The 16,766-nt window shown below is 68.0% G+C and carries 14 protein-coding genes; 3 read left to right on the top strand and 11 right to left on the bottom strand.

What is annotated here, in order from left to right; translation table 11 throughout:
• Positions 1 to 12: 12 nt before the first annotated feature.
• The 8 genes from sctJ to KDW55_RS14890 form a co-directional block, all read right to left on the bottom strand.
• Positions 13 to 831, bottom strand: a complete 819-nt coding sequence (sctJ, locus tag KDW55_RS14925) for a type III secretion inner membrane ring lipoprotein SctJ (RefSeq protein ID WP_212197986.1) — start codon at positions 829 to 831, stop codon at positions 13 to 15.
• A 53-nt stretch (positions 832 to 884) separates the two neighbouring features.
• Positions 885 to 1,364: a hypothetical protein gene (locus tag KDW55_RS14920; protein ID WP_040141231.1), complete on the bottom strand. Its 480-nt coding sequence runs from the start codon at positions 1,362 to 1,364 to the stop codon at positions 885 to 887.
• A gap of 124 nt (positions 1,365 to 1,488) precedes the next feature.
• Complete coding sequence (locus tag KDW55_RS14915) at positions 1,489 to 1,710, bottom strand: hypothetical protein (protein ID WP_040141234.1); 222 nt, start codon at positions 1,708 to 1,710, stop codon at positions 1,489 to 1,491.
• Positions 1,711 to 1,855: 145 nt separating this feature from the next.
• Positions 1,856 to 3,214: a type III secretion system inner membrane ring subunit SctD gene (sctD, locus tag KDW55_RS14910; RefSeq protein ID WP_212160323.1), complete on the bottom strand. Its 1,359-nt coding sequence runs from the start codon at positions 3,212 to 3,214 to the stop codon at positions 1,856 to 1,858.
• Complete coding sequence (gene sctC, locus KDW55_RS14905) at positions 3,195 to 5,234, bottom strand: type III secretion system outer membrane ring subunit SctC (protein ID WP_059544366.1); 2,040 nt, start codon at positions 5,232 to 5,234, stop codon at positions 3,195 to 3,197. Before sctC ends, sctD begins: the two co-directional genes overlap by 20 nt.
• Positions 5,234 to 5,512, bottom strand: a complete 279-nt coding sequence (gene sctS / locus KDW55_RS14900; RefSeq protein WP_040140459.1) for a type III secretion system export apparatus subunit SctS — start codon at positions 5,510 to 5,512, stop codon at positions 5,234 to 5,236. Before sctS ends, sctC begins: the two co-directional genes overlap by 1 nt.
• Positions 5,509 to 7,722, bottom strand: coding sequence for a type III secretion system export apparatus subunit SctV (sctV, locus tag KDW55_RS14895; protein WP_212160324.1), 2,214 nt, complete (start codon positions 7,720 to 7,722; stop codon positions 5,509 to 5,511). The genes sctS and sctV overlap by 4 nt, the downstream gene beginning before the upstream one ends.
• 238 nt (positions 7,723 to 7,960) lie before the next feature.
• On the bottom strand, positions 7,961 to 8,794 hold the full coding sequence (locus tag KDW55_RS14890; protein ID WP_040140461.1) for an autoinducer binding domain-containing protein: 834 nt from the start codon (positions 8,792 to 8,794) through the stop codon (positions 7,961 to 7,963).
• 278 nt (positions 8,795 to 9,072) lie between these two features.
• Between KDW55_RS14890 and KDW55_RS14885 the strand changes: the two genes are divergently transcribed.
• A complete protein-coding gene (locus KDW55_RS14885) occupies positions 9,073 to 9,978 on the top strand; it encodes a LuxR family transcriptional regulator (protein ID WP_040141238.1) in 906 nt (301 codons plus the stop codon).
• 126 nt (positions 9,979 to 10,104) lie between these two features.
• Here KDW55_RS14885 and KDW55_RS14880 read toward each other — a convergent pair whose 3' ends face one another.
• Both KDW55_RS14880 and KDW55_RS14875 read right to left on the bottom strand, forming a co-directional pair.
• Complete coding sequence (locus KDW55_RS14880) at positions 10,105 to 11,751, bottom strand: NRAMP family divalent metal transporter (protein ID WP_040140463.1); 1,647 nt, start codon at positions 11,749 to 11,751, stop codon at positions 10,105 to 10,107.
• A gap of 105 nt (positions 11,752 to 11,856) precedes the next feature.
• Positions 11,857 to 11,997 (bottom strand): hypothetical protein, encoded by a 141-nt coding sequence (locus KDW55_RS14875; protein ID WP_167432679.1) that lies wholly within the window; start codon positions 11,995 to 11,997, stop codon positions 11,857 to 11,859.
• Positions 11,998 to 13,063: 1,066 nt separating this feature from the next.
• On the opposite strand from KDW55_RS14875, the gene KDW55_RS14870 reads away from it, so the two are divergent.
• Positions 13,064 to 13,330, top strand: coding sequence for a hypothetical protein (locus KDW55_RS14870; protein WP_040140465.1), 267 nt, complete (start codon positions 13,064 to 13,066; stop codon positions 13,328 to 13,330).
• 74 nt (positions 13,331 to 13,404) lie between these two features.
• Complete coding sequence (locus KDW55_RS14865) at positions 13,405 to 14,880, top strand: carbohydrate porin (RefSeq protein WP_040140467.1); 1,476 nt, start codon at positions 13,405 to 13,407, stop codon at positions 14,878 to 14,880.
• Between the two features lie 134 nt (positions 14,881 to 15,014).
• On the opposite strand, the gene treA is transcribed toward KDW55_RS14865, so the two are convergent.
• Positions 15,015 to 16,751 (bottom strand): alpha,alpha-trehalase TreA, encoded by a 1,737-nt coding sequence (treA, locus tag KDW55_RS14860; RefSeq protein ID WP_212160326.1) that lies wholly within the window; start codon positions 16,749 to 16,751, stop codon positions 15,015 to 15,017.
• Positions 16,752 to 16,766 lie beyond the last annotated feature (15 nt).

The following is a 16,766-nucleotide window of genomic DNA, read 5'->3' as shown; positions in this document are numbered from 1 at the left end:
TCGTCGGCAGCGTCAGATGTGTATAAGAGACAGGGCCCCGACCAGGCCGGCCAGCCGCGCGCCGAACATGCCGCGCCGCGCGGCCGACAGCGCGATTACCGCGCAGGTGAGCAGGATCAGCGCAAACACCAGCCAGCCGAGCGGCGAGCGCAGCCGCACCATGTCCGACACCGCGCTGCCGATCCCGTCGACGCGCGTCGTGCTCGCGGCGGCCGGCTGCAGGAACAGCGACACGTTGTCGTACTGCAGCCCTTCGATGCTGTGCGCGACGAGATCCTTGACCATCGGCGCCATCGCCCGCAGGTCCACGCCCGGCCGGTAGCGGATGTACACGGCCGCCGACGACGGCTTGATCTTGTCCGCGAGCGGATCGTTCTCCGGAATCACGACCTGCACGCGCGCGACCACCACGCCCTCGATGTCCTGCAGCGTGCGCGACAGGTCCTGCGATACGCCGTACAGGTAGCGCACGCGCTCCTCGGCCGGCGTCGACACGAGCCCCTGCTTCTGGAACAGCTCGCCGAGGCTCGCATAGCTCGGCTTCGGCAGCCCGTTCGCGTGCAGCACGGTCAGCGCCGACTGCATGTCGCCGTCCGCGACGCTCACTTGCCACGCGTTGCGATCCGACGTGTCGCGCGCGTCGTTGTCCTTCGACGCGCTGATGCCCGCATCGCCGAGCACGGCGATCATCTGGTTCGCGTCGCGCTCGGACAGGCCGGAGTAAAGCTCCTTCTGGCAGCCGGCCAGCAGCGCGAGCAGCCCCGCGAGCAGCGCACGCGCGGCCCGGCTGCGCCACGCATGCATGCGCGGCGTCGAATCGATCGTCGTCATCGTTTGTCCGCTTCAGGGTGCGCGGCCGATAGCGGCACACGCACCGGCTTTCGTCACTCCTGCGTCTTCAGCACGGTGTGCGTGAAGCCGTTCGCCGCCTGCGCGACCGACAGGCTCAACTGGTATTCGGAAATCGTGGTGGTCGCCGTCCACTGGAAGTCCATCGCCTGCACCATCGTCATCAGCGGATCGCTGCGGTTGTCCGCCATCGACGTCAGCATCTCGGTGCGATGCTTGTCGATGTTCGCGTATCGCGTGTCGAGATCGTTGCCGTACGTGCGCAACCGCTCGACGAGCGACGACTGGTTGGCCTGCGCGGGCGTCATCTGCACCGCCGGCGCCGCATCGGCCGCCGCACGCGACATCGCAACACCGGACGCCGACGGCGACGTCGCCGCCGGCGACGCGCCCGGCTGCATCAGCGCATCGAACTGGCGCACCTGCGCCGGATCGGACGCCGTGCCCGCCTGCTGCGCGGCGCCCGCGAGCGCGGCCGCGCCCGGGGGCGCCGCGCCTACGCCTGTTACCGACATGATCGTGTCCTCCTTGACCGGCAGAGCCGGAAACGAGCCGGCCGACACGCGCCCGCGCCCGGCCGGGCGCCCGTTACGGGCGGCCCGGGCCTGCGGCGGCGCGCGGCGCGGCCGGCGACCGGCGTCATGCGCGGCCGGCGGAACTCAGGTGTTGCGCAACCTGGGCATTCGCCGTCCCCTCCTGCGCGGTCACTGCGTTGCTGGTTTCGAACGTCGCGGTCGACTGCTGGACCTGGAAGTTGATCTTCGTCAGTTCGAGCTGCGTCTTGGTCAGGTCGTCCGCCTGTTGCTGGACCTGGGTCGTGTCGTTTGGACCACCCGTGCTACCGGCTGCTGAGGCACCCATGTTTCGCTCCTTTTGCGTGAAGAACGTCATCCACTTTCCGGCGGCGGCCCCATGCCCCGCCGGCGACGTGACGCGTCGCATGCATGCGGCGTGTCGCGTAATGCGCGCACCGCGCGACGCGCGATGCGCAAATCCTGTCGCCGCGCTAGTGCGCGGCCTCCTTCGATGCGCGAGCCGCCACGGCGGCCGACGCCGCCGGCGCAGCGGGCAGCAGCGTCGGCCCCGGCACCGGCTGCGCGACGCCTGCCGCAGCACCGCTCGCGAGCGGCGCCACGGGCGGCGCCGCCGCCTGTTCCGGTGCGTGCGCGGACGCGCCGCCGAGCGGCATCGTGATGCGCTGGCCGTTGCGCTCGAACACGACCTCGTCCGGGCCGATCGACACGACGGTCGGCCCTTCCTTCAGCCGCGCGCCTTCGAAGTAGCGGCTGCCGTCGACCGTCTCGATGTAGCGCTGATCGCCGTCGCCGGCGAAGACGGTCGTGATCTCCGGAATTCCGGCGACACCGCCGAGCGTCGTGGCCGTGCGCGGCGAAGCCGCATCGGCGTCGCGCACGTGATCGACCACTTCGAGCGCGGGACGCGCGTCCTTCATGTAGTTGCGGATCCGCGGCTCGATCTGCGCGCGATCGGCCACGCCCGTCAGCTCGATCCGGCCGCGGCCGAGATACGTCACCGTCAGCGCCGTGTCGCTGAAATAGGTCTGCGCGGTCGCGACCAGATCGCTGACCACGTACACGTTGCCGAGCGCCGCGTTGTCGACGCCCGCGACGATCTGCGCGACGCGCTCGCGCGCGGCCGGGTCGCTCACGTAGCCCGACACGATCACGCCGTCGTCGCGCGGCGCGACCGCGAGCTCCGGATACGCATGCAGCAGTTGCTGCAGCCGGTGCGTGCGCGCGAGCACCGATTCGTGCTGCCACGGCAGCCGCCCCGACCACGCGACGAAGCCGTACCCAAGTGCGCCGAGCAGCACGCCGATCCACAGCGCGACGACCGCGATCACCAGCCGCCGGCTGCCGAGCTTGCGCAGCCCGCCCGTGAGCCAGCCGAGCCATGCAGCCTCGCGCGCGGCGTCCGGCGCGTCGGCTTCGTCGGGCACCGCGACGCTCGCCTGCGCGTGCCGCGCGATGCCGAGCTTGATCGAGCCGACCGTCACGACATCCTGCGGCGTCATCGAGCGGCGGCCCAGGCCGAGCGGTTCGTCGTTGAACAGCACCGGCGCACTGCCGTCGCCGCCGTGGTTCTGCACCGTCACCGCGAGCGCGCCGACCTGCAGGCATACCTGCTTTGCGCCGATCTCGCGATCGGGCAGGATCACTTCGCAATCGGCCGCAGTGCCGACCCAGTTCGCGCCGCGCGCGAGCGACATCGTGCGGCCGTACATCGGACCGCTGAGAAAGCACAGATTCCACGGCGACGCGAGCGCGGCCGACCCGCCGCCCGCGCTCGCCGCGCCGCCGGTGAGTGCGCCGTCGCCGTGCGGATCAATGATGGTCGTCGACATGGGTTGGCGCTCCTGCGGTCGTCGCCGCCGGCTGCGACGCCGCGTCGTTCGGCGGCGGCAGCGCGGGCGGCCCGAACTTCGTGCCGGGCAGCGGCTTCGGCGTCAGCGGCACCGCGATGTCGTTGTCCGGCGGACGATACATCGACATCGCGTTCGGATCGGCCGGCGCGTCGACGCCCGGATTCACGGGCGAGCCGTCCGGCGCGTACATCGACGCCGTCGTCACCACGCGGGGCGTCAGCAGATAGAACCGCTCCATGTGGTTGCCCGATTTGTCGGTGTACTTGAACAGGTTGCCGATCAGCGGGATGTCGGACAGCCACGGCACGCCGCTCTTGTTCAGCCGCACCTCGTCGTCGTTGAAGCCGGCGATCAGGAGGCTCTTGCCTTCGTCGATCATCGTCTTCGTGACGATGTTGCGCTGCTGGATCACCGGCACATTCGACACGGCCTGCCCGGGCACGATGTTGCCGTCCTGGATGTCGATCGACATCATCACGCTCTGCGCATTGCCGGATACGGCCGCCGCGTTGCGGATCGCTTCGTCGACGATCATCGGCGTCACCTTGATGCTCGTGCCGGTCGTCACGCTGTACAGCGACGAATCCTGGTAGCCGGGCACCTGCACGTAGAACTGCGTGAGGTTCTCGAGAATCGCCTCGGTGTTGTCGAGCGCGAGCACCTTTGGCTTCGAGCGCAGCTGCGCCTGTCCTTTCTGCGCGAGCGCATTCACGCGCGTAAGCAGGTAGTTGCGCAGCGAGCCGCCGATCGACGCGGTCAGCGCGATGCCGGTCGGCATGAAGCTGCCGGTCTGGCCCGTTTCCGACGTGCCGATGCCGAACGTCAGCGGCGGGTTGCCGGCACCGTTGTACTGCGTGTTGCCGTTCAGCGGGTTCTGGCCGTTGCCGATCTGCACGTCGCCGTGCGTCGTGTGCAGCCGCCAGTCGATCCCGAGGCTGTCGAGCGAATCCTCGTTGATGTCGATGATCGTCACGTTGATCTCGACGATGCGCGGGCGCTCGTCGAGCTGATTGATCAAAGACTGATACCGGTACATGTTCTCGGGCAGGTCGCGCACGATCACCGCGTTGATCGCCGGATCGGCGACGATCTGCGGCAGCGTGTCGCCGCCGCCTGCGTTCGAGAACGGCGAAAAGCCGCCGGCCCCGCCGTCCGCGCCGCCATAGCCGCCCTGCCGCGGGCCGCCCGAAATGTCGGGGAAATCGAGCCGCGGCACCGCGATCGTCAGGCCCGAACCGAGCTTCACCTGACGCGCGGCCTGCCCGAGCGGCGTGCTTGACGGCAATTCGCCGGCGCCGCCGCCCTTGCCGAACAGCCGGCGCAGGATCGTCGCGACGCCCGGCACCGTCACTTCCTTGCCCGAGCGGTTGATCGTGAAGTCGGAAGCCCAGCCGTACTTGAGCCGGAACGCGCGGATGTCCGCATGCGCGCCGTTCGCCGACGGATCGCCGACCGAGCCGACCGCCTGCCGCACGAGTTCGACGTACCGGCGCGGGCCGGCCACGTACACGCTGTTCGCGCGATCGTTGATCACGAGTGTGTATCGCTTGTCGGGAATCTGCATCGCCTGCAGCGTGCGGCCGATCTCGCCCGCCGCGTTCGGCGGAATCGGGATCATCTGCGTCTGCGACTGGTCGGCCGGATCGACGTACAGGAACGAACCGTCGTAGTACCACGTGAGCCCGTAGGTCGAGCAGATCGTGTCGAGCGTCTGCTGCGGCGTGCCCGAGAAGCGCCCGCTGATCACGCCGTCGACCTTCGGGTCGACCACGGCCGTCACGCCTTGCGACGACGCGAGCTCGCGAATGAAGTCGCCGATCTTCTTGCCGTTCGCGACGATCGTAAACGGCTTGTTGCGCCAGCGCAGGTCGGCCGCGCGCGCCGGCTGCGCGGCCGTCATGCACAGCGACGCCGTGAGCAGCGCGGTCGCACACATCGCGAGCGCGACCCGCTGCAGGCGGCGCGGTTGAAACCGGATCGGGGCGACGCGTCGACGCATCAAAGGACTCCTGTGGAAGAAACGAACATGCGTTCCAGCGCCTGCTGCGCGAAGCGCAGCACCTCGCTGCCAAGCCAGCCCGATAGCAGCACGAGCGAGACCATCACGGCGATCAGCCGCACCGCAATGCCGATGTTGGCGTCCTGTACCTGCGTGACGGCCTGCAGAATCGCGACGACGAGGCCGGTGACGGTCGCGATCAGCACGATCGGCAGCGACAGCAGCAGCACGAGCATCAGCGCCTGGCGGGTCAGGTCGAGAATCGTCGAGCTCGTCATTGCACGGCTCCCGGCGTGCGCACGCCGGCGCCCGCGCCGAGCGTGCCGTCGTCCGGCGGGTTCTTCACCCAGCCGACCGTATGCAGTTGCACGTCCTCCTCGACTTCCTGGTACGACAGCACCGCGAGATCGGGCAGCACCGGCTGCAGGATCGTCTTCACGTAGCGGCGCGCGCCGAGCGCGACCATCACCGCGAGCCGCGGCGCGCCTTGCGGATGGCCGTGGCCGCCGGCGCCCGCCGCGGGCGCGGCCGTCGCGGCCTGCACGATCGCGCGCACCTGCTCGCCGATGTCCTGCTTGATCGCGCTCGACAGCGCGAGGAAATTGCCCTGCTTCGTGCGCATCACCGCGTTCTCGATCCGCTCCTGCAGGTTCTGTTCGAACAGCACGACGCGCAGCTGCCGCGACGCGCCCGCGTGGCGGTCGGTGATCATCCGGCGCAGGTCGACGCGCACCAGCTCGACCAGCGCGATCACGTCGTCCGGCTCGTTCGGCGCCCACGTGATCAAGCTTTCGAAGATCACGCGCAGGTTGCGGATCGGCACCTGCTCGGCGAGCAGCCTGCGCAGCACCTCGGTCACGCGCTGCAGCGGCACGAGCCGCGTCAGCTCGCCGACGAGTTCAGGATGCTCGCGGCGCACCAGGTGCACGAGCGCCTGCGTCTCCTGGATGCCGATCAGCTCGTCGGCGTGCTGGCGCACGATTTGCTCCACATGCGCGGCGAGCGCGCCTTCGCTCGTCAGCCACTTGCCTTCGGGCGCCGGGCCGTCGGGCTTGATCCACAGCGCGGTCGCGAACGGGCCGAACGCTTCGGCCGGCTGGCGCTCCGCGCGCTCCGGCAGCGGCGCGACGCCGTCCCACAGCAGCCAGCCCGGCTTCAGCGCGCCGTGCGCGGCGAGCACGTCCTGCAGATAGATGCGGTACGTGCCGGCCGGCGCGCCGTCGTCGTCGGTCAGCGTGATGCGCGGAAACACCGTGCCGATATCCGCGTCGACGCGCGCCTTCGCGCTCGACAGCGCGCTCTGCAGCTGCGCGAGGTTCAGCGTCGTGCGCAGGTCTTCCGACAGCGATACCGCAATCAGCGACGTGACGCCCGCCGCATGCGACACCTTCGCGGGCTGCGCGTCGTCGGTCGCGCCGACGCGGCCTGCGATATGAATCAGGTTGAAGGTGGGCGCGGTCGTCTTGCGCTTGAGCTGCGTGAACGCGAACGCGCCGAGCCCGAGCGCGATCAGCGCGAACGACCATTTCGGAAAACCCGGCACGACGAGGAAGCCGGCCAGCACCAGCGCCGCAATCAGCAGCGCGCGCGGATGCGCGCCGAGCTGCTCGCCCAGCTGTTCGCCGAGCTGGCGCTGCCGCGTGTCGCGCGTCGCGACCCGCGTCGTCACGATGCCGGCGGCGATCGAGACGAGCAGCGACGGAATCTGCGACGCCATGCCGTCGCCGACCGTCAGGATCGCGTAGCGCTGCAGCGCGTCGCCGATATCCATCCCGTGCATCAGCGTACCGACCGCAATCCCTGCGACGATGTTGATGAACGCGATCACGAGCCCGGCGATCGCGTCGCCCTTCACGAACTTCATCGCGCCGTCCATCGCGCCGTGCATCTGCGATTCCTGCTCGAGCTTCTCGCGGCGCTCGCGCGCTTCGTCGGCGCTGATGATCCCCGCGCGCAAGTCCGCATCGATGCTCATCTGCTTGCCAGGCATCGCGTCGAGCGAGAAGCGCGCGCCGACTTCGGCGACCCGCTCCGACCCCTTCGCGATCACGATGAACTGCACGACGGCGATCACCAGGAACACCACGCCGCCCACGACGACGTTGTTGCCGACCACCAGCCGGCCGAATGCGTCGATCACGTGGCCCGCGTTCGCATGCAGCAGAATCAGCTTGCACGACGCGATGTTCAGCGCGAGCCGGAACAGCGTGGTGAACAGCAGCAGCGCCGGAAACGACGAGAAGCTGACCGCCGACGGCACGTACGTCGACACCGTCAGCAGCACGACGCTTGCGGCGAGATTCAGCGAGATCATTCCGTCGAGCGCGGCCTGCGGCAGCGGCAGGATGAACAGCGCGACCACGGACACGATGAACGCGGCAAGGAACAGGTCCGCACGCGGCGACGCCCCGAGACGCCGCCCGGACACGCTCCGGCCCGCGGAAAAAATCCGCTGCCAGTCGCGGGGAAGCGCCTTCGGTTCAGCCATCGTGCCGTCGTCCTGTCGTTGCCGCCGGCGGACACGGGCGGTCATGCCCCGCGTCGCGCGGACCGTTGAATGCGACGAGTGTAGCGACGCGAAACCGCGCAAGAACGGGCGTACCTCGTAGCGCCGCGGCGGTTTTCGTATGACGATCGGACTGGACTACGAAACCCGGCGGCGTGTCGTTGCGCCGTTGTTCGGAACCGCTTCCATCGCGCGGCGGCCGCCGCGCGGGGGGCCGGAATCAGGACTCCAGACGACGTGCGGCCAGATACGCGAGCTGCGCACGGTTGCGGACGTTGAAGAGTTTTTCGAGTGAACGGATATGGTGCCCGACCTTGTGCAGCGACGTGCGCAGCGCGCTCGCGATCTCCTGGTCGGACAGCCCGTGCACGAGCCGCTCGAGCACCTGCTGCTGCTCGTCGCCGAGCACGAAGCCGCGCATGCGCGCGATGCGCGCCTCGAGAAACGGCAGCGCAACGCGATGCACGGCGAGGCTCACCGACAGCGCCCCGCCGATCACTCGATCGTCGATCCAGTCGGTGCCGTGCGCTTCCGACGTCACATTCACCGCGACGCGCAAGTCGAGCCGCGGCGCCGACAGGCTGAAAATCACGCCGCTGTTCATTGCGTGCGCACGCAAATGCCCAGCCAGCGCGAGCACCTTGCGGTCGCCGCTGCCGTGCGCGACGCCCTCGATTTCGTCCAGTCGCCACGCGACCGGAAAGCCGCTTTGCCGCACCTGCGCAAAACGCGGGTCGCTTTCGTACAGCATTCCCTCGATATACGGCTGCATGAAAGTCGCAGGCGCGAGGTCGCGCAGCACATGCGCACACAGAATGCGCCGGCCGATCATCTCGTAGGCGCCGTAACCGAGCGTGCTGAAACCGATTTGCCGCAATCGCGCGTGGCATTGTGCGAAATCGACGGAAGCGAGGTCGGATTTACCGGGCGCGAATTGAATGCCGGTAAAAATATCGCGATCGGTCGCGTGTATTTCTTTCGGGTACGCAGCAGTGGCCGCGATATCCGCGTGCGAGAACCATTCGACGCGTGGCGCGTCGTCAGCATATGTCATGAGCAGCCCACCCTTTCCCAATATGTGAACTTGCCCCGTCACGACCTGGTCTTTTCTTTATTGATTTTTGCGTTGTTCTATTTGATCGCGAGCATGAACCTTTCGCCGCGATTAGTATTACGGCATATTACGCGCACACAGGCATTTTTGTACAATGCCCCCGCGTTTCGTCAGGATGACGATCGGCGCATATGATAAGGATGCTCGATCGCACCGTTGCGGGCGCCGTGCACGACACGGCCGCCGTTGCGCTGCGCGTCGATTCCGAGGGATGGCTCATGTCCGATATTGCATTGCATGAAGAAGCGGTCGCCCCAACCGCGTTGTCCCGCCCGTCGCAGCGGACGGCCGGCAGCCCCGACGCGACGAGCGCGCGCCCGGTCCAGGTCGTCTGGTGCGACGACGTCAAGCGCGGCGACATCGCGCAGCCGCACGCGCCGAAGCTCGGCGTCGCCGACACGCTTTCGCATGCGCAGAGCACCGCCGAGCGCAACCGGATCGTCGCGAGCCTGCTGCATCTGACGGGCTTCTCGACGTTCGCGTACTTCGCGCTTGAATTCTCTCGCGAGCGCGTCGAAAGTTTGTACCTGCACGAGGCATTCACGCCGGCCACCTACCGCGGCGACTACGTGCGCCACAGCCATCACGACATCGATCCGCGCACGCTCGGCGCGCGCGTGTGCAACATGCCGATCGTGTGGGACCTGCAGCAACTGCGCCGCGAACACCGCGAGCGCGACGATGCCTACGTGACGCCGGCCGCGCTCGACGGATTCCTGCAGACGATGCAGGACGACGGCATGTGCAGCGGAATCATGTATTCGATGGCGGTGCCCGGCACGCGGCTGCATGCGTTCATGAGCTTCACCGCACCGCGTCGCACGCGCGAATGGATCACGCCGGCGACGATCGAGCAGGCGCTGTCGATCGGGCTGTCGGTACACAAGTTCGCGTCGCCGCAGTTGATCGCGACCTCGCGCGAGCGGGCGATCAACGGGCTTACGCCGTTCGAGCAGGAGCTGCTGCTCGGGATCGCGGAAGGCGCGTCCGACAAGGAGATCGGGCGGCGCCTCGACACCAGCGCGCACAACGTCGACTATCACCTGCGCAAGCTGCGCAAGCGCTTCGGCGTCGCCAACCGGATTCAGCTCACGTACCTGACGTCGAAGCTCGAGCTGATCTGACGACGGCGCCGCAACCGCGTTGCGCGCCATCGAACGCGTAAACGCACATGCCGGCCACGCGGGCCGGCATGTGCGTGTTGCGGCGCGGCGCCGGGTCCGGCGCCGCTTCATCGCGGACGATCGCCGTTACTTCAGCAGCGTCATCTGCACGACCTTGACGATCACGAGACCGACCGCGATTACCAGATAGCCGCGCAGCACGGCCATCCACACACGCGTCGCGGCCGTCATCTTCTGCGGCTCGAGCGACTCGAGCGGCGGCATGCGCCACGTGTCGCGCAGCGAGCGATCGACGCCGGGCTCGACGACGCGCTTGTTGCGGCGGATCAGCACCGTCGCGAGATAGCCGGCGATCGCGAGCACCGTGCCGCCGACCAGCACGTCGACGATCGCTTCGCCGCTGATGTCCGGATACATGACGGACGCGGTCAGGATGATCGACAGCAGCACCAGCACCCACACCACCGCGCCGGTAAACACGTTGAGCTTCGTCGAATTGACCCAGGGCCCAAGCACGTGACGGTCGTTGCACAGCACGAGCAGGAACACCGTCGCGCTCGGCAGCAGCACGCCGGCGAGCGTCTGCACCGCTTCGGTCAGCAGGCCCAGCGGGCTGCCCGGAATCAGCACGAGCGCAGCCGCAGCTGCAACGATTCCGAAGTAGACGAGATAGAAACCCTTCGCGTCCGACACGCCGCGATGCAGCGAATGACGGATCTTGAACACGTCGCCGATCGCGTACGCAGTGGACAGCGACACCGCCGCCGCGCCGATGATGCACGCGTCGAGCAGCGCGACCGCGAACAGCGTCGCGCTCGTGCGGCCCGCATACTTCTCGAGGCCCGCGATCACGCCGCCGGCGTCGGTGAAGCGGCCGGCTTCCGGATGACCGCCGAACAGCGCGGCGCTGAAACCGATCATCGCGACCGCGCCGATCAGGACGAACACGATGCCGATCCACAGGTCGACCTTCTCGTACTTCATGAAGCGCGGCGTGATGCGCTTGTCGATCACGTAGCTTTGCTGGAAGAACAGCTGCCACGGCGCAACCGTGGTACCGACGATGCCGATCACGAGCAGCATCACGTCGGACAGCTTCGCGTGCGCAGGCCAGTTCGGCACGAAGAAGTCGCGCGACATCTGCGACACCGGCGGATGGATCGACACGAGCACCGGCACGAGCAGCAGGCTCAGCACGCACAGCACGATCGCAAACCGCTCGAAGCGCCTGAAATCGCCGGTACTCACCGCCGCCATCGTCAGCGCGGCCGCGACGCACACGCCCGCGACCTTCGGGAGCCCGAAGAAAGCCAGTACGAACGTGATGCCGATGAATTCGGTGACGATCGTCAACGCGTTGAGCAGGAACAGGTCGATCACGCTGAACGCGCCCCAGAACTTGCCGAAGCGTTCGAAAATCAGCCGCGCATGGCCGACGCCCGTCACCGCACCGAGGCGCAGCACCATTTCCTGGTTCACGTACAACACCGGCACGAGCAGCAGCAGCGTCCACAGCAGCGTCGTGCCGTAGTTCTGGCCGGCCTGCGTATACGTGCCGAACGCGCCGGCATCGTTGTCGCCGACCATCACGATGAGGCCGGGGCCGACGATCGCGAGCAGCGTGCGCAGGCGCGCCCGCCACGTGCCGCGCGCGGCGGTGTCATGGTGCGCGATCGTGCCGAGCGCGCCGCGGATGTCGCCCAGGTGGGCTTCGTCGAGCACGGCGCTGCGTTCGACGGCGATCGGTGGAGAGACGTTGGATGGGGTGGACATGATGAATTCCGTACGGCTGGTTCTTTTATCCGGCGAGCGTGTGGCCTTGGCATGCGCGTGCGGCCAGGCCGCGCGCGCATGCCGAGACGCGCTCGGCGTGTCGGGTCAGGAGAGCAACGGTTTCAGAAAGCGCGTGAACAAACGGGAGAACACCCGCGGACGGGCGTCGAGCATCAGCATCGCGTCGTAGTGCTGACGCGATTCCGTGACGTGCGGAAGGTTCGACAGCAGAAGGCCGAAGTTCATGGTCTGGCTCCGTGCGGCGACGGCAGGCGTGCCGGCCGCGTGGTGGGCGCGGGGCCAGTCCGGGGCCTGAACGACGTGTCAGGCTAGTCGGCCGGAATGTCCCTGCGACCCGGGTTCAAAAGGGTCTGTTGGTGTAGCGGGCATAAGGGACAACTGTCACTGTCGTTCATGGCGGCTCCTGTGCGGTGTTCCGGAGAACACGGTTGGCCGCCGCCCGACGCACGGGCCGCCGTTCGGGCGCACGCGGGACGCATGCGCGAACGCGGCCGCGCATCGAGCGGCGGCGGAACCGGCTCGCGCATGCGCGAACGCATCAAGCTAACCGGCGCGAATCAGGGTGCACGTAGGAATTTGCTGCGGAATACTGCTGCGCGCACCGTTTGCCTGGGCGACAAACGGCGGCTTCGATGAGGCGCGGACGTCGGTCGCTCAGGCGGAAATTTCGTTCGAAGATCGACTACTGCAGGCGTCCAAGGCGGCGGCCCCAAGAGTGAAGATGCCGGATTCTATGGACCGGCCGAAACGGAAGTCAACCCTTTGAACGGCCGTGCGCGGAATATTTTTGCCGCATCCGCACGCTGAAAGATTCGCGCCCAAATTGGCGCTTTGCAACCTTTCAATGCGCCGCATCGCGCGCAGCGCCGATGCGTTTCAGCAACAGTGCCGGCGGGCCGCCGGCCGGCGCCGAACGCCGCGTCCGCGCGCTACGGCGCCGTCGTCACGCCGCGGCGCTGTGCGCGCCGTACGACACATTTTTGCTTGCGCCGCAGCAAAACTCGCGACTACAATCCGCCCCAATTCATCAAGGGAGTCCCTCCGTGGACACATGCTCGAGTTGCAGTTCGATGCCGGTTCAGACCGGCCAAGCCATCGCGAGATAGCAGCAGACGCATGTCATTCGCCGCTAGCTCGCATTCGTCGGGTTAGCGCGCTTCATCCCGGGCCGGCCACCGCTGGTCCGTCAGTCGCACGCTCCGTTACGTTCCAACCGCCGATCGCAGGCCGCATCACGCGTCCGCGCTCGCATACGTCGTCCGGTATTCGCCGGACGGAACGGAGGTACGCGATGTTCGTTTCGACTTTCGCACTCAGACTCAAGCGGCTTGCGCTCGTGGCGCGCGCCCGCTCGCGCGTCTGCGCGCTTTCGCCGCTCGCCCAGGCCTTCACCCGGCGCGGCGCCACGCTCGCCCACCCGCGGTTGCTGCCGCGCCCGCTCGACTGCGTGCTGATCGCAGCGATGGCGGCCGCCGTCGCGCTCGTCGCGCTACTCTGCGCGGCCGCGTCGCGTGTCGGCTTCGCGCACGTGTGGCGCATCGGCGGCTGGCTGCCGTAGACGCCGCCTCCCCGGCGGTCACCCCGCCCTGCCATTTCTTCAGAGACACTCATCGATCGAAATCCGGAGCCCGCATGAAGCATCGTTTTGAATCCGCCCCGCGCACAGCGTGCGTCGATGCGCTCGCCGCGCTGTTGCTGTCGCTCGCGGCCACGCCCGCATTCGCGCAATCTTCGTCGCAGGCCGCTGAAGCCGCGACAGCCTCTCCCGCCGCCGCACAACCGGCCGCCGATGCCGCCGCGCCCGCTCCCACCGGCTTCTGGGAACGCTCGAACCTGCTCGGCAGCATGGGCGGCCTGCGCGACGTGCTCGGCGACCACGGCGTCACGCTGAACCTGCAGGAAACCAGCGAGTACCTGTACAACGCCGCGGGCGGCACGGCGCGCGGCGGCGCATACCAGGGCGTCACGCAATTCGGCTTCGACGTCGATACGGAGAAGGCGGTCGGGCTGCCGGGCGGCACGTTCAACGTATCGGCGCTGCAGATCCACGGCACCAACCTCACGCAACGCTATTTGCAGACGTTGCAGACCGCGACCGGCATCGAGGCGAATTCGACCACCCGGTTGTGGGAGCTTTGGTATCAGCAGGCGTTCCTCGGCGGCAAGGCCGATGTCAGAATCGGTCAGCAGAGTGCCGACCAGGAATTCATGGTGAGCCAGTACGCGGCGACGTTCATGAACGCGACGTTCGGCTGGCCCGTGTTGCCGGCGGCCGATCTGCCGGCCGGCGGCGCCGCTTATCCGCTGTCGTCGCTCGGCGTGCGGCTGCGCGTGAAACCGGCCGACGCATGGACCGCGATGGTCGGCGTGTACGACGGCAACCCGGCCGGCCGCAGCGACGGCGATGCGCAGGCACTGAACGCGCACGGCACCAACTTCAACCTGCGCAGCGGCGCATTCGTGATCGGCGAGCTCCAGTATGCGCTGAACGCGTCGCCCGCCGATCCGAAGGCGCCGCAACCGTCCGGCCTGCCGGGCACCTACAAGCTCGGCTTCTGGTATCAGTCGCAGCATGCAAACGATCCGCGCTTCGGTACCGACGGGCTGTCGCTGGCGAATCCCGCGAGCAACGGCATTGCCGCCACGCATCGCGGCAACTACGGCTTCTACGCGGTCGCCGATCAGATGGTGTGGCGGCCGTCGGCCGACAGTCCGCGTTCGGTCGGCGTGTTCGCGCGCGTGATGGGCGCGCCCGGCGATCGCAACGTCGTCGACTTCGCGGCGAATGCGGGCGTCACGTTGAAGGCGCCGTTCGCCGGACGCGACAACGACGCGGCCGGCATCGCGGTCGGCTACGCGAAGATCGGCTCGCATGCGCGCGCATTCGACGGCGACACCGGCACCTTTGCCACCCCCGGTTATCCGGTGCGCCGCGCCGAAACGGTGATCGAGGCGACTTACCAGTATCAAGTCACGCCGTGGTGGCAGCTGCAGGCCGATCTGCAGCACTTCTTCCGGCCGGGCGGCGGGATTCCGAACCCGAACGCGGCCGGTGCGCGCATCGGCGACGAAACGGTGGTCGGCGTGCGTACCACGATCACGTTCTGACGCACCGCTGATCCAATGCGGGCCGGACTGCCGCTGCGGCGGCGATCCGGCCGCTACGTTCACGCGCGCGTGTTGCGTGCGTTGCGCGAGACGTCTTGCGCGCGTGCGTCAACGCGACCCATCAAGGACTTCCGTCACTCGCCATACAGCCCCAGCAGCTTCAACGTGACGCCGTTCGTCCAGCCGAAGCCGTCCTGCAGCGGATACTCGCCGCCCCCGCCGCCGCCCGCGCCGGCACCTTCGACCACGTACTTCTCGACAAGCTTGCCTTCGGTCGCATACACGTGCTTCACGTCGGCCAGGAAGCGCGTGCCGATGTCCTTCGCGAGCGCCGGTTCGCCGTAGCGGCGCAACCCTTCGATCGCGATCCACTGCAACGGCGCCCAGCCGTTCGGCGCATCCCACTGCTGGCCCGTGTTCACGGTCGTCGTCGCGAGACCGCCAGGCTGCAACAGCGTCTTGCGCACCTCACGCGCAGTCGCCTTCGCGCGCTCCGGCCATGCGACGCCCGCGAACAGCGGATACAGCGCGGCCGCCGTCACTGCGTCGCGCGGCTTGCGCAGCTGCCAGTCGTAGTCGCCGTAATAGCCGCGACGATTCCACAGGTAATGATTGATTGCCGCCGCACGGCGCGCCGCGCGCCCGGAGAAGTCCGTCACGCACGCGATGTCGCGCGTGACCGCGCACCCCTTCACGATCGTCGTCTCGAGATGGAACATCAGGCTATTCAGGTCGACCGGCACGATCGACGTCGTGCGGATCGTCGCGAGCGTCTTGCCGTCGCCGAACCAGCGCGAGCTGTAATCCCAGCCGCTTTCTGCGCCCGCGCGCAGGTCGCGGTACACGTCGTTCGCCGGACGGCTCGGCACGGCCTTCGCGGTCGTCACGTCCTCGAGATAAGACTCGTCGCGCGGCGTGGCGCTCGCATCCCAGTAGCGGTTCAGCACCGCGCCGTCCGGCATCGCGACCACGTGGCGCGTGGCCTGCCCGCGCGGCGTCGTGGCCTCGCCCTGCATCCAGTACGCATACTCCTTGCGCAGTGCCGGCAGGTATTTCTGGTAGACCTTGTCGCCTTCGGCCTGCGCGGCGAGCGTGACCATGTACGCGAAGAACGGCGGCTGCGAGCGGCTCGCGTAGTACGTGCGATTGCCGTTCGGGATATGGCCGACCGTGTCGATCAGATGCGCGAAGTTGTCGAGCATGTCGTCGACGAGATCCTCGCGTCCCGACACCTGCAGGCCGAGCATCGTGAAGTAGGTGTCCCAGTAGTAACCTTCGCGGAAGCGTCCACCCGGCACCACGTACGGCTTCGGCATCGGGATCAGCGAACTGTACGGAGGCACCGTGGTGGTCGTGCGCGTCAGTTGCGGCCACAACCAGTCGATGTGCTCGCGCAGCGTCTGGTTCGGCGGCGGCGTGACCCCGCCCTGCGGCGGCGGCGTGAAGTGCTGGTCGACGAACGCCTTCAGCGAGAAGCCCGGTTGCGACTTTTGTTGCTGATACAACTGCACGATCGTCGCCGGATCGGTATCGGGCGTCGCGTCGACGAAGGTTTTCTGGTCGGGGTACAGCTGCGCGGTCTGCACGGCAACGAACAGGTCGCCGTACAGCTGGCTCGGCGGCGGCAGCAGCGTGCCGGCGCTCTGGTTCGTCGACGCGGCCGAAGCGGGCACGGCGGCCTGGGCGCCCGCCTGCGCGGGTGCGCGGTTCGCGCTGTCGGCCTGCGCGGCGCAGCCGGCGACGGCCAGATACGCGACCGCGATGACGGCGGCCCAGCGCATGCGCGGGGCGGGCGGCCACGAATACGGTGCGGAATGCAGCGTGGAATGCGATGCGGTCGATGCGGTCGATGCGGCACGACGTGACGTCATGGCGTGTCCCCTCCT

It is taken from the genome of Burkholderia sp. AU19243, assembly GCF_018148075.1.
Taxonomy (GTDB): Bacteria; Pseudomonadota; Gammaproteobacteria; order Burkholderiales; family Burkholderiaceae; genus Burkholderia; species Burkholderia latens_A.
Note: the sequence above shows the minus strand (reverse complement) of the source record. Positions and strands in the feature narration are given on the sequence as shown.

Excerpts from the sequence above, each read along its gene's own strand:
- sctJ (WP_212197986.1), bottom strand. The coding sequence starts at position 831 with ATGACGACGATCGATTCGACGCCGCGCATGCATGCGTGGCGCAGCCGG.
- KDW55_RS14920 (WP_040141231.1), bottom strand. The coding sequence starts at position 1,364 with ATGTCGGTAACAGGCGTAGGCGCGGCGCCCCCGGGCGCGGCCGCGCTC.
- KDW55_RS14915 (WP_040141234.1), bottom strand. The coding sequence starts at position 1,710 with ATGGGTGCCTCAGCAGCCGGTAGCACGGGTGGTCCAAACGACACGACC.
- sctD (WP_212160323.1), bottom strand. The coding sequence starts at position 3,214 with ATGTCGACGACCATCATTGATCCGCACGGCGACGGCGCACTCACCGGC.
- sctC (WP_059544366.1), bottom strand. The coding sequence starts at position 5,234 with ATGCGTCGACGCGTCGCCCCGATCCGGTTTCAACCGCGCCGCCTGCAG.
- sctS (WP_040140459.1), bottom strand. The coding sequence starts at position 5,512 with ATGACGAGCTCGACGATTCTCGACCTGACCCGCCAGGCGCTGATGCTC.
- sctV (WP_212160324.1), bottom strand. The coding sequence starts at position 7,722 with ATGGCTGAACCGAAGGCGCTTCCCCGCGACTGGCAGCGGATTTTTTCC.
- KDW55_RS14890 (WP_040140461.1), bottom strand. The coding sequence starts at position 8,794 with ATGACATATGCTGACGACGCGCCACGCGTCGAATGGTTCTCGCACGCG.
- KDW55_RS14885 (WP_040141238.1), top strand. The coding sequence starts at position 9,073 with ATGTCCGATATTGCATTGCATGAAGAAGCGGTCGCCCCAACCGCGTTG.
- KDW55_RS14880 (WP_040140463.1), bottom strand. The coding sequence starts at position 11,751 with ATGTCCACCCCATCCAACGTCTCTCCACCGATCGCCGTCGAACGCAGC.
- KDW55_RS14875 (WP_167432679.1), bottom strand. The coding sequence starts at position 11,997 with ATGAACTTCGGCCTTCTGCTGTCGAACCTTCCGCACGTCACGGAATCG.
- KDW55_RS14870 (WP_040140465.1), top strand. The coding sequence starts at position 13,064 with ATGTTCGTTTCGACTTTCGCACTCAGACTCAAGCGGCTTGCGCTCGTG.
- KDW55_RS14865 (WP_040140467.1), top strand. The coding sequence starts at position 13,405 with ATGAAGCATCGTTTTGAATCCGCCCCGCGCACAGCGTGCGTCGATGCG.
- treA (WP_212160326.1), bottom strand. The coding sequence starts at position 16,751 with ATGACGTCACGTCGTGCCGCATCGACCGCATCGACCGCATCGCATTCC.